We start from the raw sequence: 21,271 nt of genomic DNA, 5'->3' as shown, positions 1-21,271 counted from the left end.
TGACCGGTCCGACGTCAGACAAAGGAGCGCCTGTGCCGCCAAGCTACGGCCAAATCAACGACGACGCATTAAACGCCATGGAGAAACCCGGCTTCGCGTTCTACCTGGCCGTGGTGTCCCTGGCAGGGCTGGCGGGCCTGGGGGCGCTTTCCCTCATGTACCAGACCCAGGCGGGCATGGGGGTCACCGGCCTCAACCGCCCCATCGGCTGGGCGGTCTACATCACCAACTTCGTCTTCTGGGTCGGTATCGCGCACTCCGGGACTCTCATCTCCGCCATCCTCTACCTCTTGCGCGCCAAGTGGCGCGACGCGGTGTCGCGCTCGGCCGAGGCGATGACCATCTTCGCGGTCATGACCGCCGGCCTCTTCCCGCTCATCCACCTGGGAAGGCTGTGGGCCTGCTACTACATCATCCCCTACCCGTCGCAGCGCCAGATCTGGCCCAACTTCGTGAGCCCGCTGGTCTGGGACGTCCTCGCCGTCTCCACCTACCTGACCGTGAGCCTCATCTTCTGGTACATCGGCATGATCCCGGACCTCGCCGCAGCCCGGGACCGCTACCGCGCGCAGCTGGGGCCGATGCACCTTAAAACCCGTATCTACCGCGCCCTCTCCCTGGGATGGTCCGGCTCGGGGAGCCAGTGGCACCACTACGGTCGCTCCTACCTGTTCTTCGCCGCCCTCGCCACACCGCTCGTGGTCTCGGTGCACTCGGTGGTTTCCTGGGACTTCGCCATGAGCCTGCTGCCGGGGTGGCACAGCGCCATCTTCCCCCCCTACTTCGTCGCCGGCGCCATCCACTCCGGCCTCGCCATGGTGCTCACCCTGCTGATCCCGATGCGGAAACTGCTGCACCTAGAGCGCCTGGTACAGATGCACCACTTCGAGATGCTAGCCAAGACCATCATCCTCACCGCCACCATCGTCGGCTACGCCTACATCGCGGAAGGATTCATCGCCTGGTACTCGGGCGACCACATCGAGTGGCAGAACTACAAGTGGCGCGTAGCGGGGCCGGTTGCGTGGATGTACTGGCTCTGCGTGATCTGCAACGTGCTGATACCCTGGCTCTTCCTCTTCAAGCGCCTGCGCACCCACTACCTGCCGCTGTTCGTGATCTCGCTTTTGATCAACGTCGGCATGTGGTTCGAGCGCTTGATGATCATCTACACCGCACAGGCGCACGATTTCCTCCCCAACAACTTCGGGCGCTACCTCCCCACCTGGGTCGAGGTGATGATCACCGCCGGCTCCTTCGGATTCTTCTTCCTCTTTTTCGTCCTCTTCACCCGGGGGCTGCCCACCGTGCCGCTCAGCGAGTTGAAGGGGCAGATCGCCGAGGAGGAGATCCCGCCGACGAAGCCCTGCCTGCACCGGGTCGGCCAGAGGCTGCCGCAGCACCGTCCTACCGTCCTCGCCATCTTCTCCAACGCCGGCAGTCTCGTCAGCGCCGCCAAGCTTTGCTGCGACGGCGGCTTCGAGATCATGGAGACCTTCTCCCCGGTGAAGCTCGAGCAACTAAGCGAGATCCTTAAACTGAAGAAGAGCCCGGTACGGATTTTCACCCTGGCCGGCGCCATCTCCGGCCTGCTGGGCGGCTTCTGGCTCGCCGGCGGCACCGCCATGGTGAATCGCCTGATCGTGGGCGGCAAGCCGCCGCTGTCCTGGGTCCCGTTCTGTGTGGTCGGCTTCGAGGGGACAATCCTGCTCGGGAGCCTGGCCAACCTGTTGGGGCTCGCCCTGCTGGCCCGCCTGTTCCGCCTGGAGACGCTCCCGTTATATGACCCGCGCTTTTCGCGCGACAAGTTCGGCCTGCTGGTCAGTTGCGGCCCCGACGAGGTCCGGATGCTGCAGGAGCGGCTCTTGCAGGCCCGACCGGAGGAATTCCATGTCCACCAGTGAGCTTCCCTCAGGCAAGCTCTGGCTGCCGCTCTGGATCGTGCTGGCCGTGGCCGGGATCGCGGTCTGGATCGTGCTCTTGAACGGGCCCGAGGAGCGCAGGGCGTGGCGCTCGCTTTTGATGAACTTCCTGTTCTTCACGTCGCTGGCGGGGGGCATCGTGGTCTGGCCGGCATTGGTGGCCTCCTGCAACGGCCGCTGGCATCTGAAGGCGGAACGTCTGGCGACGCCAGGGATCTCCTTCGCGCTCCCCTCGTTGGCGGCCCTGGTGCTCCTGTGGGTGGGCAACCGCCTTTGGGCGCCCTGGCAGGGGATCCACTACCACCAGGGGCTATGGCTGGACCCCGACTTCGTGCTGGGGCGGGACCTGGCGGCGCTGCTCCTTTTTTGGGGCATGGCGCTGTACCACAGGAAAAAGCGCCAGGCGGGGGAAGGCAAATCGAGCGGGACGCTGCTGGTGTTGATCTACTGCCTGGTGTTCTCCCTGCTCGGCTTCGACCTGGTCATGGCGCTCGACCCTTACTGGCACTGCAACCTGGCTGGCGGCTACTTCTTCATGTCGGGGCTCTACATCGCCATCACCTGCTGGGCCCTGCTTGCCTCGCGTCACCAGGAGGCGGACCCCGAATTGCTGCACGACCTCGGCAAGCTGATGGTCGCCTTCAGCCTGATGACCACCTATCTCATGTACTCGCACCTGTTGCCGTACTGGTACGAGAACCTGCCGAAGGAGGTCCGCTTCATCGTCCCGCGCCTGCACGGCGCGCATTGGCAGCCGGTGAGCGCGCTCCTGCTGGCCCTGGTCTACTTCGGGCCGCTGGTGCTGCTCCTGCCGGTCCGCGCCAAAAAGAGCCGCCGTGCCCTGGGGTTCATCTCGTTGCTGGTGCTGTGCGGGCTATGGCTGGAGCGCTGGTGGCTGGTGGCGCCGACCTTCGACCAGGCGCCCCGGCTGGGGCTGCACGAACTTTCCCTGGCCGCGGGCTTTGCCGGCGTGCTGGGCATCGGCATGACCTGGATGCGCCGAATTGACAGGGGGCGGTCATGACGCCGGCAGCCGGGCCCAACACCTCGCCCAAGAAGGCGCCCCGGGATGGGGGTCGCCCCCGCGGCATTCCGCTGTGGGCCAACGCCGTGGCCGCCGGGGCCATCCTGTGCGCGGCACTGGCGGCGCTGGTCTACCTGAACCGGCTCTACCCGGTGGGGCTCGGCCCGCGCCAACCTATCCCGTTCAGCCACCGGGTGCACGCCGGGCTCAAGCACGTCAGCTGCTTCATGTGCCATGACAGCGCGACGCGCTCGTCGCGGGCCGGCATTCCGCCGCTGCAGACCTGCCTGCTCTGCCACTCCCGCGTCATCCGCACCTACCCGTACATCGCCCGGCTGCGGGAGCTGGTGGAGCAGAACCAGCCGGTGGTCTGGCAGCGGGTGAACTGGCTGCCGGAGTTCGTCTATTTCGACCACTCCATGCACCTGCGCCGCGGCGTCGACTGCAGCCACTGCCACGGCGACGTCCGCCAGATGGACCGGGTGGCGGGGGCGGTGAAGTTTGAAATGGGCTTCTGCATTCAGTGCCACCGGGACAACCGCGTCACCCACGACTGCTTCGTCTGCCATAGGTGAACCAGAGAGCTGCCACCTCCTCCCCCCGGAGGGGGGAGGCCGGGAAGGGGGATAAAGGACGCGTCTGCTCCCCCTCCCCAACCCTCCCCCTCCGGGGGAGGGGGCAGAGAGCAGGGGACAGGCACCTGCGGAGCCAGTCCCCAGGGAAACGCGCCGTATCCGCTGAGCACGCAAAGAGAGACTTTTCCGGGGAGGACTGCCATGGCTAACTTCATCCACAAACCGCAGAGCGCGGCGCTCGCCTTCATGGTCGCGGGCGCGGTCTGGTTCGTGGTGGGTGCCGTCTACGGCATGTTCTCGGCCATCCACCTGGTTGCGCCGGAGTTCCTGCCCCACGTGGCCGCCCTGGTGTTCGGGCGGGAGCGCCCGGTGCACGTGAACACCATGCTCTACGGCTTCACCGGCACCATGCTCGTCGGCATCGGCCTCTACTACCTCCCGGCCCTGCTCAAGACCAGGCTCTGGTCGGAGCCGCTGGCCTGGGTCGCCTTCCTGTTCTGGAACCTCACCGTGCTGAGCGGCCCGCTCGGCTTCGCCTTCGGGTACACCCAGGGGCGCGAGTACAACGAGTACGTCTGGCTCGCCGACGTGTCGTTGGTCATCGCCGTCGCCTGCCTCATCGTCAACACGGTCATGACCATCGTGAACCGCCGCGAGCCGCAGCTCTACGTCTCTATCTGGTATTTCATGGCCGCCTTCCTCTGGACCGCCAGCAACTACCCGCTGGGGAACGTGATGTGGCACCCCGCCACCGGCGCCATGCCGGGACTGATCGATTCCCTGTTCCTCTGGTCCTGGGGACACAACCTTCCGGGGCTTTTGATCACGCCGCTCGCCACCGGTGCCGCCTACTTTGTGATCCCCCGGGTCACCCGCACGCCGCTCAACTCGCACACGCTGTCGCTACTTGGCTTCTGGTTGCTGATCGCGCTCTACAGCCACATCGGCGCCCATCACGTGCTGCAGTCCCCCATCCCCAACTGGCTGAAAACGGTATCGGTGGTCGATTCGGTCTCCATGGTGCTCCCGGTCTCCATCGTGGTGATCAACCTCTGGCTGACTGCACGCGGCTACGGCGGAAGGGTCTGGAACGACCCGCCGGCGCGCCTGGTGATGGGGGGCATCGTCTGGTACATCATCACCTGCATCCAGGGGCCGCTGCAGTCGCTCCCCTTCCTGCAGCGGGTTACTCACTTCAACAACTGGACCATCGGCCACGCCCACATCGCCATGCTCGGCTTCGGCGGCTACATCGCGTTGGGCGCCATGTGGCACGTGCTGCCGCTGGTGAGCGGCCGGCCGGTCTATTCCAACAAGCTGATCAACCTGCAGTTCGGCCTGATCACCTTCGGGCTGACCGGGTTCTTCATCGTCTTGACCATGGCCGGCCTGGTACAGGGGAGCGCCTGGCATAACGGCGAGACGGTGCTTCGGGTACTGCCGCAGTTGTCCCCCTTCATGGTGATGCGGGCGGCGCTGGGGGTCTTCATCCTCACCGGGTCGCTGGTGGGTCTCGCCAACCTGTACCTGACCCTGCGCCCGGCGCGGGACGAAGAGCCCCTGTTGCGCGGGGAGGAGGCGGCATGAAGATGACACCGGCCTTCCTCATCGTCGGCGCGCTGCTGGTCTTCTGGGCCTCCACCTTCATCATCGTCGGGCTCCCCTCGCTGACCATGAAGGACACCCCTTCCGATATCTGGCGCCCCCTCTCCCCCCTGGAACGGGAAGGACACCGGCTCTACGTGAAAAACGGCTGCAGCTACTGCCATTCGCTCTTCATCCGGGTCAGCGACTGGGACATCGGCGCGGAAAGGATCGCCCGCGCGGGCGACTACGCCGGGATCGAACCTGCCATCCTCGGCAGCGAGCGCACCGGCCCCGACCTGTCCCAGGAAGGTGGCGAGCACAGCGACGACTGGAACATCGCCCACTTCACCAACCCGCGCTACACCACGCCCATCTCGCTGATGCCGGCCTGGGACTTCCTGACCAAGCACGAGATCACGGCACTGGCGGCCTACGTGCAGGCGCTCGGGGGGAAGGACGCGGACGTGCGCCAGAAGCGCCAGCGCGAGTGGAAGCGCCAGGCGCAGGCGGCTTACGCAGGGGGCGTGGATCGCAACATCGAGTGGCTGCACGCCCAGGTCCCCGAGGTGTGGCGCCGGATGCCCAACCCCTACCCGGCCACCGAGGCGGCGCTGCAGCGCGGCAAAAGGATCTACCAGCAGCTCTGCATCAACTGCCACAGTCCGATCGGCGACGGCAACGGACCGGCACAGCCCTTCCTGGGGCCGCCCCCGCTGAACTTCACCATCCTCAGGCGCCACCTGGTGGAGAACAGGTACATCGGCGGGATCTTCTACTACCAGATCATGAACGGCATCACCGGCACCGCGATGCCCTACTTCAAGAAGCACCTGGAGAGCGAGAAGATCTGGGACCTGGCCAACTACGTGGCGGTGTCGTTCCTGGGCTATACCGATGCCAACACGGAACCGCGCGGCATTGACGCTTCCTACGAGGGGAACTGGCAGAACCAGTACCAGCCGCCGGCGGTGGACCAGTCGCCGTAGCAGCCTCACTTGGCGCCATCCCTCACCCCTGCCCCTCTCCCGGAGGGCGAGGGGTACTGCAGCGCCCTCACCCTCCCCCCTCCGGGGGGAGGAGCAGATGGGTGAAGCGGCAACATGTACCAATGATGGCACCTTCCCCCACCCCCTACCCCCCTCCCGCAAGGGGAGGGGGGACTGGAGAGAGAGACATGACCAGCGCGTTGGATACACCGGCTTTCCTGTTCATCTGGATGTGCTTTCCGCTTTTGATGTGCGGGATGCTGATCGTGTTCTTCCTGTGGGGGGTACGGTCGGGACAGTTCGCGGACCAGGAACGGGCACGCTACCTGGCGCTCGATAGCGGCATTCCGGAGGAGCCCCCCTCCCGACCTCCCCCCTCCAGGGGGAGGAGCGACATTCGAAGTGATGATGAATCTGTCCATTGTCCCCTCCCCCGGAGGGGGAGGGCTAGGGAGGGGGAAGATTGTGGTTAGGGGGACGTCATGCTGATGCTCTACCTGTACGTGCTGCAGAACCAGTGGCTGGTGATCACACTCTGCGTCGGAGTGGCGCTGGTGCTGCTCACGGCGCTCACCTACCAGGCGCTCTGGCTGCCCCGCGGGGTCGAGAAACAGAGCCAAACGATCAAGGTGCGCGGACCCGCCAGCTTTCTGCGCTGGCTGCGCAGCTTCATGCCCTGGGTGATCATCATTCTCTTCGGGATCTGCATCGCGTTCACCCTGTTCGAGGTCTCGCACAACCACGCCGTCCCCCCCCAACTGGTGAGGCGACCATGGAACAAAAGCCCGACTACGACGAACAACAGGAACTGCGCTCCCCCTGGGAGTGGGTGATCCTGATCGCCTTCAGCGGCGCCATCATGGGGTTCGGCTGGCTGGTGTACCTGCTGGTCCAGGACGCGCCCCGGCGCTGGGACTTCGGACAGCTCCCGGATGCCCCGGCGGAGTCGATCTACTCGAGCGAAGAGCCGCGAGGAAAGGCGCAGCGGCAGATCCGGCCGCTACCGGAGGCGGTGCCGCTGCCGCCGGCCCCAGGCGGAAAACAGGGGGGGGAATAGATGAAAAAGCTGGCGGTATTAATGGTGCTGGCGCCCCCACTGCTCGGGGCGGTGCTGTTCGGGTACATCCTGGTACGGGGTCCGCGCATGACGGTGCAGCACCACGTGCGGGAGTTCCAAATGGTGCTGCCGGCGCCGCCAGCGGGCACGGTGGCGGTCGCCCCCGCGATCAGCCGGGCTCCCGGCGAAGCCGGTGCCGCCGCACTCACCAACCCGGTGGCGGCCACCCCGGCAGCCCTTGCACAGGGGGAAACCTACTACGGCTACTACTGCGTGTTCTGCCACGGTGCCACCGGGGCCGGCGACGGTCCCGTCGGCAACAGCTACGTCCCCAGACCGGCCGACCTGCGCCTTCCCAAGGTCGCCGCCTACCGCGACGGCGAATTGCTGCGCGCGATGCTGACCGGCACCGGGCACGAGCCGGTACTGGAACGCGTGGTCCCTCCCGGCCACCGCTGGCCGCTGGTCCGCTACCTGCGCTTGCTCAACTCTCCCCGCTGATCCACAGCTCGAGGCCCCGAGCGCACCACTGATCCGCCCCGCCAATCGCACCCGCCGCGCCAGCCTCAGCGCGGTTGCGTGGTGAGCACCGACTGTACCAGCCGCGCCAGCTCTTCCATCTGAAACGGTTTCTTCAGAAAGGCCGCCCCCTCCCTTCCCGCGCTCTCCTCGTCCAGGATGGCATCGGTGAAGCCGGACATGTAGATGCACTTGATCCCGGGACGCTGGAGGCGCATCCGCTGCATCATCTCCGGTCCGCGCATGCCGGGCATCACCACGTCTGTGAGCACCAGGTCGATGACCACCTCCGGGTTGGCCGCCACCTCCAGCGCTTCGCGCGGGTCGGCCGTGGCGAGGTAGCGGTACCCGATCGACTCCAGGATGCTCCCCGTCAGCTCGCGCACCATGTCCTCGTCCTCGACCAGCAGCACCGTCCCCGCCCCTTTTCCCGGCGTCGCAGGACGCGGCGGTTCCTGGCTCTCATCCCCCCCGATGCACCGCGGCAGCCAGATGCTGAACACGCTCCCGCACCCGGGAACGGATTCTACATCGATGAAGCCTCCGTTTTGCCTGACGATGCCGTACACCGTGGCCAGTCCGAGCCCGGTCCCCTTCCCCTGCCCCTTGGTGGTATAGAAGGGCTCGAAGATGTGGGCGCGGGTTTCGCTATCCATCCCCACGCCGGTGTCACGACAGGTGATCCGCACATATCCACCCGGCCGCGCCTCCGGGTGCAGGGGGGGCGGCGCCTCGAACTGCACGTTGGCCGTCTCGATGGTGATGGTCCCCCCCTGGGGCATGGCATCGCGTGCGTTCACGGCCAGGTTCATCACGATCTGGTCCAGCTGCACCGGATCCATGCTGACGTTCCAGAGTTGCTCCCCGGGCGCCAGCACAATGGACACGTCTTCGCCGATCAACCGCCCCAATGGCTTCTTCATCTCCGCCAGCATGCTGTTTACCTGCACGGTCCTGGGCGTGACAACCTGCTGGCGCGAGAAGGCGAGCAACTGCTTGGTGATGTCGCGAGACTGCTCCGCCGCCTTGACGATCAGGCGCAGGTGCTCCAGCAGCGGTGCTTCCCGGGTCTGCCGCGAGGCCAGTTCGGCGCACCCCATGATCACGGTGAGCTTGTTGTTGAAATCGTGGGCCACTCCTCCCGCCAGCCGCCCGACCGACTCCAACTTCTGGGCCTGGCGCAGCTGTTCCTCGATGCCGCGCTGCTCGGTAATGTCACGAACCGTGCCGATGACCCCGATGATTTCGCCGGAACTGTTGCGCAAGGGAGCGGAGGCGTCAGAAAGCCACAGAGTCTTGCCCCTGCCGTCGGTGGACATGAATTCCACCACCGTTGGGCCTGCAACCCCGCGGACGAGTTGCTCCAGCCGGGACATCATCCCCGCCTCGACAAGCGAGGGGAAGACAGCGGCGGGGTGTCTGCCCAGGACCTCGCCGGCCGGGAAACCGCTGATCTCCTCCATGTACGGGTTCCAGACCAGGTAGCGCAGATCCCGGTCGTAGACGATGATCCCCTCCCGGGCGCTGGTGATGATTTCCTGGTTGAACTGTAGCGTCTCGGAGAGCCGTTCCTCGTCGAGCTTGCGCGCCGTGATGTCCTCGTAGATGCCGAGCACCCCTCGCACCGCGCCGTTTTCGTCCAAAAGCGGCATTTTGCTGGTATCGATCCAGATGACACTGCCGTCGGCCTGGGTCAGGTTCTCGATGATGTGCATCTTGGCCTGGTTCTTCTCCATGACCTCGCGGTCGTCGCCCCGGTACCCCTCGGACTCCTCGGGGCTCCAGGGGAGATCGTAGTCGCATTTGCCTACGATGTCGGCGGGGTCGGCGAGCCCCGCGCTCCTGGCGAACTCCCGGTTGCAGCCGAGATAGACGCTGCCGCGGTCCTTCCAGAAGATGCAGTGCGGGATCGAGTCCATGATGGCTATGAGGAGATCGTTGGTGTGGCGCAGCTCCCCGAGGGTCAGGTGGAGCTGCAGGTAGGGGCGCTTGATGGCGGCCGCGAAGATGCCGCGGTAGATCAAAAGAAATGCGCCCAGCTTGTACAGATGCCCGAGCACGTTGTAGCTGTCGAAGGCGCTCTTGTACACGGTGAAGCTCAGCTCGCTCACGATGCAGAGGATGAAGGCGCTCAGGTAGTACAGGTAGATGCCGTCCCTGGTGCGGCGCAACCGCTCCAGGTAGGCCAGGGTGGCCAGCACGAGCAGGGCGATGATGCCCAACTCGGACACCTTCTTAAAGGGGGTCAGCCCCACCCCCGGCACGAAGGTCTCCGGCACGAAGTCGGGACGGAACACGATGCCCCAGAAGGAAAGCGCGGTGACTGCAACTACCCCCGTCAGCAGCGGCAACCGTGCCAGCCATCGACAGCGGCAGCGCTCGTCGACGAAGGCGCTGGCCAGGAAGGCGGCGGCGGAGAAGCCGCGCACGGCGATCCAGAACTGGGTGGACTTGTTGGGAGAGTTGGGGGTGACCAGGGGCGGCATGCCGGAGTAGGCCAGGGTGTGCATCAGATCCATCAGCCCGATGCCCAGGAAGGCGACGGCGAGAAAGAGGGTGTGCCGGTCACGGCTTTGATCGTAGGAGAACCATCCCACTCCGAAGATGGAGAGGGAGACCATGACGCTGAATATTTCCACCATGTTGTGGAAGGTGAGGTAGGAGGGGACATCGAGCACCACGTACAGCGCGGGGCCGAACAGCTCCAGGAGCAGGAACGGGATCCCCGCCAGGACGGCAAAAGCCGGCAGCGCCAACTTCCAACTCGAACGCACCTCACCCTGGGGCATCTTCCCGATCCCTCCCGCGTGCTTCGTCGTGTCGTGCCACTTGCTGTTACATGCAAACCTTCAGGATCTGCTCCAGGTCGGTCTCACCCTGCAGCACCTTGATCAGGCCGTCCATCTTCAGGGTCCACATCCCCTCGTCCATGGCGATGGAGCGCAGCTCGTCCATGCCCACCCCGCGCCTGATGGCGGTCTTGACGGTCTCGGTCCCCACCAGCAGTTCGTGCAGGGCGATGCGCCCCTTGTAGCCGGTGCCACCGCACTCCTCGCACCCCACCGCCTTCATGAAGTTGGCTTCCTTGACATCGGGGACCACACCCTCGCGGTCGCCGGCGATCTGGCGCAGGGCGGCCACGGTATCGTCGTAGCGCTGGCGCTGGTCGCGCGCCGGCTTCTTGCAGTGCGGGCAGAGCTTCTTGGCCAGGCGCTGCGCCAGGATGCCCAATAGCGCGTCCGAGAAGTTGAAGGGGTCCATCCCCATCTCGATGAGGCGCACCGCCGCCTCGGGTGCCGAGTTGGTGTGCAGGGTGGAGAAAACCAGGTGGCCGGTAAGCGAGGCCTCGATGGCGATCTTGGAGGTCTCGGCGTCGCGCATCTCGCCGATCATGATCACGTCGGGGTCGGCGCGCAAAAAGGAGCGCAACGCCTCGGCGAAGGTGAAGCCGATCTTGGCGTTCACCTGCACCTGACACAGCCCCGCCTGGGTGATCTCCACCGGGTCCTCCGCGGTCCAGATCTTGCGCTCCTGGGTGTTGATGTGCCCCAGCGCCGAGTGCAGCGTGGTGGTCTTGCCCGAGCCGGTGGGGCCGACGCAGAGGACGATGCCGTGCGGCTTCTCGAGGATCTCGATGAAGCGCACCAGGTTGTGCGACAGCAGCCCCAGCCCCGGGAGGGGGAGCGGCTTGGAGGCGGCCAAAAGCCTCAGCACCGCCGCTTCACGCCCCCCCACCATGGGGGTGATCTCGACGCGGTACTCCAGCATCTGCTGCCGATAGCGGAGCAGGATCTTGCCGCTTTGCGGGCGCCTGCGTTCCGCGATGTTCAGGTCGGCCATGATCTTGATGCGCACCGAGATGGCCCCCTTATAGGAGGCGGCCACCTTGTGGGCGTGGATGCACTCGCCGTCGATCCGGTAGCGGATGTTGAGCGGCTCGTTGCCATTGCCGGGCTCGAAGTGGATGTCCGAGGCGCCGCGCCGGTACGCGTCGATCAGGATCCGGTTCACCAGCGAGATGATCTTGGAGTCGGGCTCGAAGAGCAGCCGGGTGTCGTCGGCCTCCTCCTCGATGGTCACCGTCTCCGCCTCACCCTTCATCGAGTTCAAGAGGGTGTCCACCGTCTCGATCCGGTTGCGGTAGTACTTGTCGATGGCAGCCAGGATCTGGTGCGACGAGGCCACCACCAGTTCCGGAACGAAGTTGGTGGAGAAACGCAGGTTGTCGCCAATGGTGAGGTCGGTGGGGGCGCAGGTGGCCACCACCAGCTTTCTCCCTTCCAGCGAAATGGGGAATACCCTCAGCCGGGTGGCGAGCCCTTCGGAAATGGCGCCCAGGGCGGCATCGGTCGGAATCACCGTCTCCAGGTCCACGAAGCGGAGCCGGAACTTAGTGGCGAGCGCGGACAGGAGCTGCTCCTCGGTGATCAGCCCCTTCATGATCAGGAGCTCCCCCACCTGCAGCTTCTTGCCCTTCTGGCTCTTGAACGCCGCCTCGACCTGCTCCCTGGTCACCAGCCCCGACTCGACCAGGATGTCCCCCACCCGCGTGTGGTGCATCTCGTGCCTATGTGCCTGTTCGTGCATTTCTCCCTCGTCCACAGCGTCGGCCAGCAAGATGGCCGCATCCTCCCCACGGTGCGCCTGTTCCTCCTGCTGCTTGAGCGCCGCCTCCAGCTTGTCGGTGGAGACATAGCCCTGATCGTGGAGGATCTGGCCGGTGTAGCGGGCGTCCTGGCGGTAACGTACGCCCGAATCGGTAAAGAAAAGGGTCTGGTAGCTGTCGCCTTCCCCCGGCAGAAGCCCCAGGAACCCCTTCAGGAACTTGCCGTTGGTGGGGACGTGGACCCGAAAGGTCTCGCCGGCGATGGTCTGCACTTCCTCCAGCGTATCGTTACCGCCGCGCCCGATGCCGGCGGGAGGACTCAGGAAGCGGATGTAGCAGATCTCGTCCAGGGAGAAGACCAGCGTCTCCCTGCTCTCCTCGGTGAGCACCTCAACGTCGGTATCCTGGTATTTGAAGGAACGAGTCAGTACCCCCTTGATCTCGTCCCCGGTCTTCAGTTTTATGGTCAGTTCGTTCATCGTAACTCCTCGGCAGGTACTGCTTGTTACCGTGCCAGCTGCCGGGCGGTTCCCCCTTCCAGGGTCTCGGCGGTCATGGTATGCGGCTGCAGGTGATCCTCGTCAGTGAAGAAGCGTGCCACGCGCTCGGCGTTCACCGGCCGCGACACCAGGAAGCCCTGGATCTCGTGGCATCCCTGGTCCTTCAGCGCCTCCAGCTGGTCCACCGATTCCACCCCCTCGGCCACGATCTGCATCTTGAGGCTCTTGGCCATGGCGATGATGGCGGTGACGATGGCCTGGTCCTCCGAGCTCTTCATCATGTTGAGGATGAAGGTCCGGTCGATCTTCAGGGTATTGATCGGGAAACGGTGCAGGTACGACAGCGATGAGTATCCGGTGCCGAAATCATCCACCGAAATGGTGATCCCCATAGCGCGCAACTCGCTCAGCACGCGGCAGGTGTACTCGTCGTTTTGCATCAACGCGCTCTCGGTGATCTCTATCTCCAATAAGGCCGGGTCGAGCCCGGTCGACGCCAGCACGGCGCAGACCGACTGCTTCACGTCCTGGCGCTGGAAATGGAAGGGAGAAAGGTTCACCGCTACCCTGACCGGCGCCAGGTTCGCCCCCTGCCACGCCTTGGCCTGCAGGCAGGCGGTGCGCATGACCCACTCGGTCAGTTCCGCGATCATCCCCCCCTCTTCGGCCAGGCGAATGAACTTGTCCGGCGCGAGCATGCCCAGCCGCGGGTGCATCCAGCGCACCAGCGACTCGACGCTGGTGACCTTGCCGGTCAACAGGTCCACCTTGGGCTGGTAGTGCAACACGAACTGGCCCAGTTCCACCGCCTGGCGCAGGTCGGCCAGCAGGGTGACCCGCTCGCTGGCATGCTCGTTCATTCTCTTGTCGAAGAGCGCGTACACGTTCTTGCCGCACCCCTTGGCGTGGTACATGGCGATGTCCGCGTTCATGAGCAGCTCGTCCACACTCTTGCCGTCGTGCGGGTAGAGGGTGACTCCGACGCTCGCGGTGACGCGAATCTCGCTGGCGCCCAGGCGGAAGGGAGTGGCGAACAGGGCCACCAGCTTCTGCGCCACCAGTGCCGCGTTCTCCGGGCTAGCCACATTCTGGCAGAAGATGGTGAACTCGTCACCCCCCAGGCGCGCGACGGTATCGCAGCTGCGCACCACGGTGCCCAGCCGACCGGCCACCTCGATGAGCAGAAGGTCACCGGTGCGGTGCCCGAGGGTGTCGTTGATGTCCTTGAAGTGGTCCAGGTCAATGAAGATGACCGCCACCGCCTCCCGGGAGCGCTCGGCGTGGAACAGCGCCTGCCCCAGTCGGTCGTAGAACAGGGTGCGGTTGGGGAGCCGGGTCAGCGGGTCATAGTGGGCCAGCTGCTGCAGGTGCGCCTGGCGCTGGACGAGTATCTGGTCCCGCTCCTCGATCTCGTGCAGCATGTCGTTGAAGCCGTCGTAGAGCATGCCGATCTCGTCGTCGCACGGCTTGGTCACCCGCAGCGCGAAGTTCTTGCCGGCGGAGATCTCCTTCATCGCGGCCAAAAGTCCCAGAAGCGGCGCCGAGATCATCAGCTGCAGCCGGGCCGAGAACAGGCAGAAGACCAGGAAGGTGCCCGCCATGAAACCCAGCGCCACCAGGATGTTCCAGCGCAGGCTCTGCAGGAACCCTTGTGCATTGGCGTGGATCACCACGGTGCCGACCTGCTCGTGGTCCAGGTGGATCGGCCGCACCACGCTGGCGTAGCCGGACAGGAACGAGCTGGTGTACTCCTCGCGGGTCACCTGCTGCACCGCCTGGCTCACCTGTTCCGGCGATGCCCAGTCGGGAAGGAGCTCCAGGGGGAGCACGGGATGCGCTTCCGCCGCGGACTGGTAGCGCGCAAACAAGCGCCCCTCCTTGTTGACGATGTACACCGCCAGGATGTTGTCCTTCTGGGTGAGGGGCCTGATGGTGTCCTGCGCTGTCGCCAGGTCATTGAAAACGAGCGCCGACGCGATGTTTCTGCCAATCATGTCCGCCAGCGAGACCAGGTACTCCTGCTGGCTGCGGTACTGGACATTGGCCTCGCGGGTCACGAAGAACAGGGAGGAGACGAAAAGGGTGGCCGTGCAGCAGCTCATGATGATCAGCATCAATTTGCGCTGCAACGGGAGGTTCCTGATGAACTTTTCGCCCGGCCGCCTCATATCAATCACCCTCGCGTACGATCCTGGCCAGTTTCAAGAGCTGCGAACTGATCCTGAAGCGGGACTGCTGCGCCGCCTTGACGTTGATCTCGAAGCGGACCCTCCCCTCGATCTCCACCAGCCCGATCATCCCCCCGAGCCTGGCGAAGTCGGGGTGATCGCTCACCGTCAACAGCGACCTCTTGCGTGCCTGGTCCAGGATCCCCGCCAGGTAGCGCTTCTCCACCCCGCTTACCACCAACAGGTGGCACTCCCCCAGATCCTCGCCCGGCTGCACCCGCTTCACGTGCAGGGGATGCCCCAGCACCGTCTTGCCCCGGTACTGTTCCAGCGCCGCCGTGAAGGGGCCGCGCCCGAGGCTGCAGACAACCAGCGGAGCGCCGCTGCCGGAAAAGGCGTCGGTGGGCCACTCGATGTACTTTGCCATGTTGTACACCATGGCCCCCTTGACCTGGTACTCCTGGGGCGCCTCCGCGCCCAGGCGTCCCGGGGTGGCGAGGAACAGGCAGAGGAGGGCCGGGAGCAAAAGCCCCAGGGAGCACCTCCGTGTCCGTGGCAGTACTGGCATCGGCACTCTCTCCCTAGAACCGGTAGCTGAACAGGAGTCGGTAGGTCCTGCCGTCCTGGGGTATCAGGCTCTGCACGTGGTCCGTGGTGGCCGGGTCCTCCAGGTGCCGGTCCAGGAGGTTGTAGATCGAGAAGGAGGCCTCCAGCCCCGGCAGCAGCGCCGTCGATGAAAGGGTGGCGTTGGTGACCAGGTACCCCGGGGAGCCGACCTGTGCGCCGTTGTGGGTAAACTCGCGCCGGCTCACCCCCTGCATCTCGATGCCGGCGAAAACCTTCTTCAGGTACAGAGGGGCGGTCAGGTTGAGCTTGACCAGGTGGCGCGGCGAGTAGTCCAGGCCCTGGTCGGTGGCCTGGTTCCTGGCGGATACGAAGCCGTAACTGCTGCGCGCGGCGAAGCCGCTGTTCCACTGCCCCTCGATCTCGAACTCGCCCCCCACCGCCTTGACCCGGTCGATGTTGGCAAAGGCCACCTGGGTCGGCGACACGTCCTGGTAGCTGATCAGGTTGCTGATCTTGTTGTAGAACAGGCTCGCACTGGTACGCACCACGTCGCCGTAGTACTGCTCGTAGATCGCCTCGTAGCTGCGCACCGTTTCCGGCCTGAGGGCCGGGCTGGTGGCGTAGCCGTTGAAGACGTCGTTGTAGTACAGCTCGTAGGCGTTGGGCGCCCGGAAGGCCTGACCGTAGATCAACTTGAACACGGTCCCCTCGACTGGGGTGTAGATCAGCGCCAGGCGCGGACTGGTGGTCCCCCCGAAGGTCTCGTAATGATCGTAGCGGACCCCAGCATTCAGGATCAGGGTGTCCAGGATGCGCAGCTCGGCCTGGCCGAACAGGGCGTAGAAGACGTCGTCGTGGCTGTTGTCCAGCCGGCGCCCCCCCGGTACCAGGTCCTCGTTGGGGATGTCGATCTGGAAGTTGTCGCGGAACTTCACCCCGCTGGTCAGCTGCAGCCGCGGCAACAGCTGGCGGCTGGCCTGCAGTTCCGCCCCCCACCAGCGCGCCAGGTGGTCGTCGCGATTGACGTAGGTCGCGGGGTAGAAGGGAGGATCGTCACCGGTCTTGTCGTAGGCGAAATTGCCGGTGAAGCGGAACTCGTCGTAGAAGAGACGGGCGGTGATGCCGGTGCCGTCGATGCCCTTTTCGTAGCGCAGGTCGAGGAAACTCCTGCGGTCGTTGGTGTTGCTGCGCGGGTCGTTGAAGATGGTGCCAAAGGAGGCGGTCGGAACTCTTTTGTCCCGGGAAACCAAGGCGCCGGTCAGGGTCAGGTCCTGCAGGTGCCCGGAGAGGAACAGCGAGTAGTTGCGGTCCCGGTCCATGTTGGCCGCGATGCCGTTGTTGGTGGCCGGGTCGTTGAATTCCGGAAAGAAGAGGCGGTCGTTGCCCCGGCTGGAATAGCCGGAACCGGAGACGAGGAACTCGCCGCCGTTAAGGAGCTTGCCGTAGCTGATGCGGCCGGAGCCGGTCTGCTGGCTCCCCAACCCCGCTCCCACCTCGAGCCCCTCGATCTGCTTGGCGCTCTTACTGATGACGTTGATCACGCCGAAGAAGGCACCGGCGCCGTAGAGCGAGGAGCTCGGTCCCCGGATGATCTCGATGCGGTCGATGAGCGCCATGTCGAGAATGAATTCGGTGCCGATGGCGGCGGACTCGTAGATGGCGTCGTTGATGCGGTGTCCGTCCACCAGCAGCAGCAGACGGGTGTTGTAGTCGCCGGGGCGGTTGAAGCCGCGGGTCCCTATGTAGTTGTAGTTCCTGTCGTAGGTCGTGAAGAAGCCGCGGGTCGCGTTGAGGACGTCGGCCATGGTGCGCCAGCCGTAGCGCTTGATCTCGTCGGAGGTGATCACGGTGACCGACGCGGGCGCCTCGGTCACCACCTGCTCGAATTTGGAAACACCGTAGACCTTCTCCACCTTGAGGTTGGTGAGCTGCTCCAGGTCCATCGACTCGAGGTCGGACGCCGGCTGAACGGCGCTATCCTCGGCGAACGCCACGCTCGTGCAAAGCAGCGACAGCATCAACGCGCCGGCCAGGGCCAGCCTCGGCCGGGGACGGTATCTTCTCATCGTCTTCCTCCAGCATTTCTGCTTCTTCAACACCTGTGCCGCTGGTTGGAACAACGAGCCTGTGGAAGAAGGCGCGGCAGTAACTCGAAATTTTCGAGTACGCCGCTGACGCGGTAACGGATCATTTAATATTTTATTATTATTGTCAACGATTAATACATTTACCAACCAGGCACTTACGGAACGAACCGACAAAGGAAGAAACAAAAACAATTAACGTACCGCAACTATACTGGGCTAACTATGCGTTATGACTTATAGCTGTGTCGTCGTGAAGCCTATCACAGTGCAGAAGCAATGCAATTGCGACCAAGAGAGTGCTACTGGTCCTCTTTTCGCCGTCGCTATCCTTTGTTCTCATCGGTCGATGCGTCGTCAAACTTAGGGCCTGATTTCTTTATTGTGTCCGAAAGGAGAAGGTGCTGGGCGGCAAGAGGGGTGGGAAGCAGAGGAGTCAACGCGGCAGGGTGACCCGAACCTGGACCACCTCGAACATGTAGCCGGAGCTTCACACCCTTCCTCCGGTTGTTTCCTTGGCCGCATAGTGGCACGAATAACTTTCGGAGCCACTGACCAGCCGACTTGGACGGAATTGAGGCCACCCATCAAATCCCCCCTGTCCCCCTTTGCGAAAGGGGGACAGGGGGGATTTGGTTTAGTAATCGCTCCCGATCAGGTAGCTGCGCGCCGCGGCCGCGTTGGGCTGCACCTGGTTCGGCCGCATCATCTCATTGTCCTCGTGGTCGATGATGTGGCAATGCCAGACGTAGCCGTCACCGCCGTTGGGATCGAAGGGGTAGAAGCCTGCACTCGCCGGGGTCGACGCCGCCAGGTCGGTCGGAGCCCAGCGCACCGCGATCCGGGTCACCTGCCCCGGGTAGGCGAGCACGGTATCCTTCCACCCCGCTTCCTGGGGCAGCGGTGCCATGGGCGCCGACTGCAGGTAGACCGGTTTGCCGTTTTTACCCACGAGCGCGACGTCGGGGTTGCCTCCCACCGCACGGGTGTTACCCGGGTTGCCATCGTAGCTCTGCGGCGGGCCGAATCCGGGAATGAAGACGCCCTTGGGATAGGGGAAGCCGGTCATGGGGTCATATCCTCCACCCGGGAAGGCCGCGGCATAGGCAGCTTCGTAGGCCTTGGCATCAAACTTCTGCCGGTTCACCAGTTGGAACTGCACCAGGTGCAGGTGAATGGGATGGGCATCCTCGGTAAGGTTCACGATCTCCCACACCTCGGTTTCCCCTTCCTTGGGCCGCTCGGAAACGAAGTTCCCCGTGCCGTCCGCCACAAATCCCGGGATCGGTTCGAAGGTGAACATCCCCCCGTCGACTCCGGTGCTGCGTTTACCGTTCCACTTGGTGTTGTTGACCAGGATCTCCAGCGGTCCCCCCGGATACTGAGTCTGGGTCCCGTCGATCGGGTTGGTCACCGTCTGCGGCATCCCCATCACCTCGTTCAAGGTAAGCTGCCTGGTTTTGTGTACCGTCACACCGGGGGCCACGGTCCCGGCAGCGGGATCCACCAGCCGCACCAGTGCGGGACCTTGACCGCTCCCCCCCCTGAGCCGCGCGCTGGCCGGAGCCGGGTTGAAGGAGGTGTCCGCGACAGCCCCGCCGGTCACGCGGAACTGCAGGATCCTGCCGGTGGTATTGCCATCTGCGGTAGCTCCCCCGGGATAGGGTGTCTTGGCCGTGTTGCGCAAGAGCCAGGTGCCCGAGTAGGCGACGCCGTTGGGGCCGATTTTGCCTGCCTGGTATCCGGCGAAATCCACGATGACCTGGTAGCGCTCGCCCGGCAGCATGACCAATTTGCCCATAGCCTGCGGATCGATCTTCACCGGCCGGTCCAGGTACCCCCCGTCGGTCCCGATCACCCACAGCGGCGGACCCGGATTCTTGGACACCGGATCGATGAGCGACATCTCGTAGCTGCGCGCATTGGACCCGTTCAGGAACAGCAGGGTGTAGCGCTTTGCCTGCACCTCCTTGTAGGGCCAGGACTTCCCGTTGACCACGATAACGTCACCCACGAACTCCGGGTTCCAGTAGGGGTGCTCCGGGTTGAGCGCCCAGAGCGTGCTCCCGGCCGTGCCGGCCGTGAAGAAAAGCTGCCCCTCCGTGTCGAACATCCGGTCCTGGACGACCAGCGGCACCAGCTCCGGCAGGTTCTTGGGGTCGCGGACAGGATCTCCGACCAGGTAGGCGCCGGCAAGGCCGGCATAGACGTTGAGCCGCGTGGCGCCCAGGGTGTGGTCGTGGAACCAGATGGGCGACGCTTCCTGGCTGTTGGGGTAACGGTAGATGGCATAGTTTGAGGCGCTGGAGCCGTCCCGGCTGTAAAACGAGGCGCCCTTCCTGGTGCCGTCGCTGGTGAACCAGGAGTCCGGCCCCCCGTCCAGTTGCGGCGGGACCTCGCCGCCGTGCAGGTGGACCGCCGAAGGGATGGGGGCATCGTAGTTCTCGCCGTAGTTGGCCGCGCAGTCGCTCCCCGGTGCGGGCGGCATGGCCATGTGCGCGCACATGCTTTCGCCGCCGTGCAGGGGATCGGCCCAGTGCAGGGTCTGGTCCGTGCCGTAGCGGTAGGCCAGCACCCTGGTCGTTCTGGCGGTGGGGAGGTCGTTGATGAACTTCATCTCGGTAGGGACGCCGCGGGTCGCGGCAATGACCGGGCCGATGAAGGACTGGCGCCCCGGCACCGTGCCGTCAGCGAGTTGCCCCGCCGCCTGGTCCGGCTTCAGGTACCCCCAGACCCAGGTCCCGGTGTACCCGGGGACCGTTTTCGCAGGGAGCACCATGCTCTTGAACTCCTTCATGCGCAGCTCGATCCGGTCGCTCCCTGCCGGGATGACGTCTAGGTCGGGCAGGCGGTCCACGAATTGCGGGATGGCGGAACCCGCTAGCGGGACCTGCGGGGATACTCCTCCCCAGGCAGTGACCAGCGACGTTGTGACAAGCGCAACCGCTCCCAGTGTAGTTGTTATCAGCCTCGACCTCATAGCAATCCCTCCTTCACCATGTTCTGATTACATAACCATTAAAGGCAATTATCGTTCCCATTTAAAAGCCGTTGTTTTTATGCGGTTTATGAATTCATGGTGACAAAGGAAGAGGTTGTTTCTGTACAACTCCTTTCTTGAAAAGAGAAGACTGTCTTATTTTTCGCATCCCTTCTCATAGGTTGCTTCTTCTTGTTATTCCTCCCTGGCGCTCAAAAACAAAAAGGGCCAGCCTGTCAGGCTGCCCCTTTGTCATGGAGTTTCTATGAGCGTTATTTCAGCAACTACTCCGGCAGGTACTCCGCCGCACCGATTTCGGTAAGGTAGAGCCGCACCGTGATGGAGCAGGCGGCGCCGAGCCCGTTCACCAGTGCCACCATCTTGTCGAGGATGGTAGCGGCAAGCTTGTTCTCCCGCGCCGTGCGGGGGCCGAGGCTTTTGGCCAGCACGATCAGGCGAATGTCCGCGCCGGTGTCCCGGGGACTGGCCTGCGAGAACTGCAGCGAGATCTGCTCCGGCTTGAGGATCGCCATCTTCCCGCCGCGGATCTCCAGCAACTCCGAAATGATGGAAGGGAGCTCTCTGGCCAGGCCGTCAAGCACCTCGTCATTCACATTTGCTTTATGGACTATCGCGACATTCATGATTTACCTCCTCCTTGTGCAGTGTGTGCGGTGAACAATCTCGCCAGTATAG

Annotated in this window: 16 protein-coding genes; 9 read left to right on the top strand and 7 right to left on the bottom strand. The window is 64.4% G+C overall.

Annotation, left to right across the window (positions count from 1 at the left end; genetic code table 11):
• Window positions 1-32 precede the first annotated feature (32 nt).
• From K7R21_RS15065 to K7R21_RS15025, 9 genes are all read left to right on the top strand, one after another.
• Window positions 33-1,904, top strand: a complete 1,872-nt coding sequence (locus K7R21_RS15065; protein WP_224984109.1) for a quinol:electron acceptor oxidoreductase subunit ActD — start codon at window positions 33-35, stop codon at window positions 1,902-1,904.
• Window positions 1,891-2,946, top strand: coding sequence for a hypothetical protein (locus tag K7R21_RS15060; RefSeq protein ID WP_224984108.1), 1,056 nt, complete (start codon window positions 1,891-1,893; stop codon window positions 2,944-2,946). The genes K7R21_RS15065 and K7R21_RS15060 overlap by 14 nt, the downstream gene beginning before the upstream one ends.
• Entirely contained in the window at window positions 2,943-3,521 is a 579-nt protein-coding gene (locus K7R21_RS15055) for a cytochrome c3 family protein (protein ID WP_224984107.1), read from the top strand. The genes K7R21_RS15060 and K7R21_RS15055 overlap by 4 nt, the downstream gene beginning before the upstream one ends.
• A 201-nt stretch (window positions 3,522-3,722) precedes the next feature.
• Window positions 3,723-5,108, top strand: a complete 1,386-nt coding sequence (locus tag K7R21_RS15050; RefSeq protein ID WP_224984106.1) for a cbb3-type cytochrome c oxidase subunit I — start codon at window positions 3,723-3,725, stop codon at window positions 5,106-5,108.
• On the top strand, window positions 5,105-6,094 hold the full coding sequence (locus K7R21_RS15045; protein ID WP_224984105.1) for a cbb3-type cytochrome c oxidase subunit II: 990 nt from the start codon (window positions 5,105-5,107) through the stop codon (window positions 6,092-6,094). The genes K7R21_RS15050 and K7R21_RS15045 overlap by 4 nt, the downstream gene beginning before the upstream one ends.
• A gap of 122 nt (window positions 6,095-6,216) precedes the next feature.
• Window positions 6,217-6,567: a cbb3-type cytochrome oxidase assembly protein CcoS gene (ccoS, locus tag K7R21_RS15040; protein WP_318248352.1), complete on the top strand. Its 351-nt coding sequence runs from the start codon at window positions 6,217-6,219 to the stop codon at window positions 6,565-6,567.
• A 9-nt stretch (window positions 6,568-6,576) separates the two neighbouring features.
• A complete protein-coding gene (locus tag K7R21_RS15035; RefSeq protein ID WP_224984103.1) occupies window positions 6,577-6,927 on the top strand; it encodes a hypothetical protein in 351 nt (116 codons plus the stop codon).
• Entirely contained in the window at window positions 6,867-7,151 is a 285-nt protein-coding gene (locus K7R21_RS15030; RefSeq protein WP_224984102.1) for a hypothetical protein, read from the top strand. Before K7R21_RS15035 ends, K7R21_RS15030 begins: the two co-directional genes overlap by 61 nt.
• Complete coding sequence (locus tag K7R21_RS15025; RefSeq protein ID WP_224984101.1) at window positions 7,152-7,652, top strand: c-type cytochrome; 501 nt, start codon at window positions 7,152-7,154, stop codon at window positions 7,650-7,652.
• Between the two features lie 65 nt (window positions 7,653-7,717).
• Here K7R21_RS15025 and K7R21_RS15020 read toward each other — a convergent pair whose 3' ends face one another.
• The 7 genes from K7R21_RS15020 to K7R21_RS14990 form a co-directional block, all read right to left on the bottom strand.
• Window positions 7,718-10,459, bottom strand: coding sequence for an MASE3 domain-containing protein (locus K7R21_RS15020; protein ID WP_224984100.1), 2,742 nt, complete (start codon window positions 10,457-10,459; stop codon window positions 7,718-7,720).
• Between the two features lie 46 nt (window positions 10,460-10,505).
• Complete coding sequence (locus K7R21_RS15015) at window positions 10,506-12,755, bottom strand: GspE/PulE family protein (RefSeq protein ID WP_224984099.1); 2,250 nt, start codon at window positions 12,753-12,755, stop codon at window positions 10,506-10,508.
• A 26-nt stretch (window positions 12,756-12,781) separates the two neighbouring features.
• Window positions 12,782-14,944, bottom strand: a complete 2,163-nt coding sequence (locus K7R21_RS15010) for a putative bifunctional diguanylate cyclase/phosphodiesterase (protein WP_224984098.1) — start codon at window positions 14,942-14,944, stop codon at window positions 12,782-12,784.
• Between the two features lies 1 nt (window position 14,945).
• Entirely contained in the window at window positions 14,946-15,512 is a 567-nt protein-coding gene (locus tag K7R21_RS15005) for a YfiR family protein (RefSeq protein WP_224984097.1), read from the bottom strand.
• Between the two features lie 13 nt (window positions 15,513-15,525).
• Entirely contained in the window at window positions 15,526-17,577 is a 2,052-nt protein-coding gene (locus K7R21_RS15000; RefSeq protein ID WP_224984096.1) for a TonB-dependent receptor plug domain-containing protein, read from the bottom strand.
• A gap of 655 nt (window positions 17,578-18,232) precedes the next feature.
• Window positions 18,233-20,575 (bottom strand): multicopper oxidase family protein, encoded by a 2,343-nt coding sequence (locus K7R21_RS14995; RefSeq protein WP_224984095.1) that lies wholly within the window; start codon window positions 20,573-20,575, stop codon window positions 18,233-18,235.
• Window positions 20,576-20,859: 284 nt separating this feature from the next.
• Complete coding sequence (locus tag K7R21_RS14990) at window positions 20,860-21,219, bottom strand: hypothetical protein (protein WP_224984094.1); 360 nt, start codon at window positions 21,217-21,219, stop codon at window positions 20,860-20,862.
• Window positions 21,220-21,271 lie beyond the last annotated feature (52 nt).

It is taken from the genome of Geomonas agri (assembly GCF_020179605.1).
Lineage (GTDB): Bacteria > Desulfobacterota > Desulfuromonadia > Geobacterales > Geobacteraceae > Geomonas > Geomonas agri.
This window is presented reverse-complemented; position numbering and strand designations above follow the sequence as displayed.

What these genes read in the sequence shown, in the direction of transcription:
- K7R21_RS15035 (WP_224984103.1), top strand. Translation starts at nt 6,577, where the DNA reads ATGCTGATGCTCTACCTGTACGTGCTGCAGAACCAGTGGCTGGTGATC.
- K7R21_RS14990 (WP_224984094.1), bottom strand. Translation starts at nt 21,219, where the DNA reads ATGAATGTCGCGATAGTCCATAAAGCAAATGTGAATGACGAGGTGCTT.
- K7R21_RS15055 (WP_224984107.1), top strand. Translation starts at nt 2,943, where the DNA reads ATGACGCCGGCAGCCGGGCCCAACACCTCGCCCAAGAAGGCGCCCCGG.
- K7R21_RS14995 (WP_224984095.1), bottom strand. Translation starts at nt 20,575, where the DNA reads ATGAGGTCGAGGCTGATAACAACTACACTGGGAGCGGTTGCGCTTGTC.
- K7R21_RS15020 (WP_224984100.1), bottom strand. Translation starts at nt 10,459, where the DNA reads ATGCCCCAGGGTGAGGTGCGTTCGAGTTGGAAGTTGGCGCTGCCGGCT.
- K7R21_RS15030 (WP_224984102.1), top strand. Translation starts at nt 6,867, where the DNA reads ATGGAACAAAAGCCCGACTACGACGAACAACAGGAACTGCGCTCCCCC.
- K7R21_RS15050 (WP_224984106.1), top strand. Translation starts at nt 3,723, where the DNA reads ATGGCTAACTTCATCCACAAACCGCAGAGCGCGGCGCTCGCCTTCATG.
- K7R21_RS15045 (WP_224984105.1), top strand. Translation starts at nt 5,105, where the DNA reads ATGAAGATGACACCGGCCTTCCTCATCGTCGGCGCGCTGCTGGTCTTC.
- K7R21_RS15025 (WP_224984101.1), top strand. Translation starts at nt 7,152, where the DNA reads ATGAAAAAGCTGGCGGTATTAATGGTGCTGGCGCCCCCACTGCTCGGG.
- K7R21_RS15015 (WP_224984099.1), bottom strand. Translation starts at nt 12,755, where the DNA reads ATGAACGAACTGACCATAAAACTGAAGACCGGGGACGAGATCAAGGGG.
- K7R21_RS15005 (WP_224984097.1), bottom strand. Translation starts at nt 15,512, where the DNA reads ATGCCAGTACTGCCACGGACACGGAGGTGCTCCCTGGGGCTTTTGCTC.
- ccoS (WP_318248352.1), top strand. Translation starts at nt 6,217, where the DNA reads ATGATGGCACCTTCCCCCACCCCCTACCCCCCTCCCGCAAGGGGAGGG.
- K7R21_RS15060 (WP_224984108.1), top strand. Translation starts at nt 1,891, where the DNA reads ATGTCCACCAGTGAGCTTCCCTCAGGCAAGCTCTGGCTGCCGCTCTGG.
- K7R21_RS15000 (WP_224984096.1), bottom strand. Translation starts at nt 17,577, where the DNA reads ATGAGAAGATACCGTCCCCGGCCGAGGCTGGCCCTGGCCGGCGCGTTG.
- K7R21_RS15010 (WP_224984098.1), bottom strand. Translation starts at nt 14,944, where the DNA reads ATGAGGCGGCCGGGCGAAAAGTTCATCAGGAACCTCCCGTTGCAGCGC.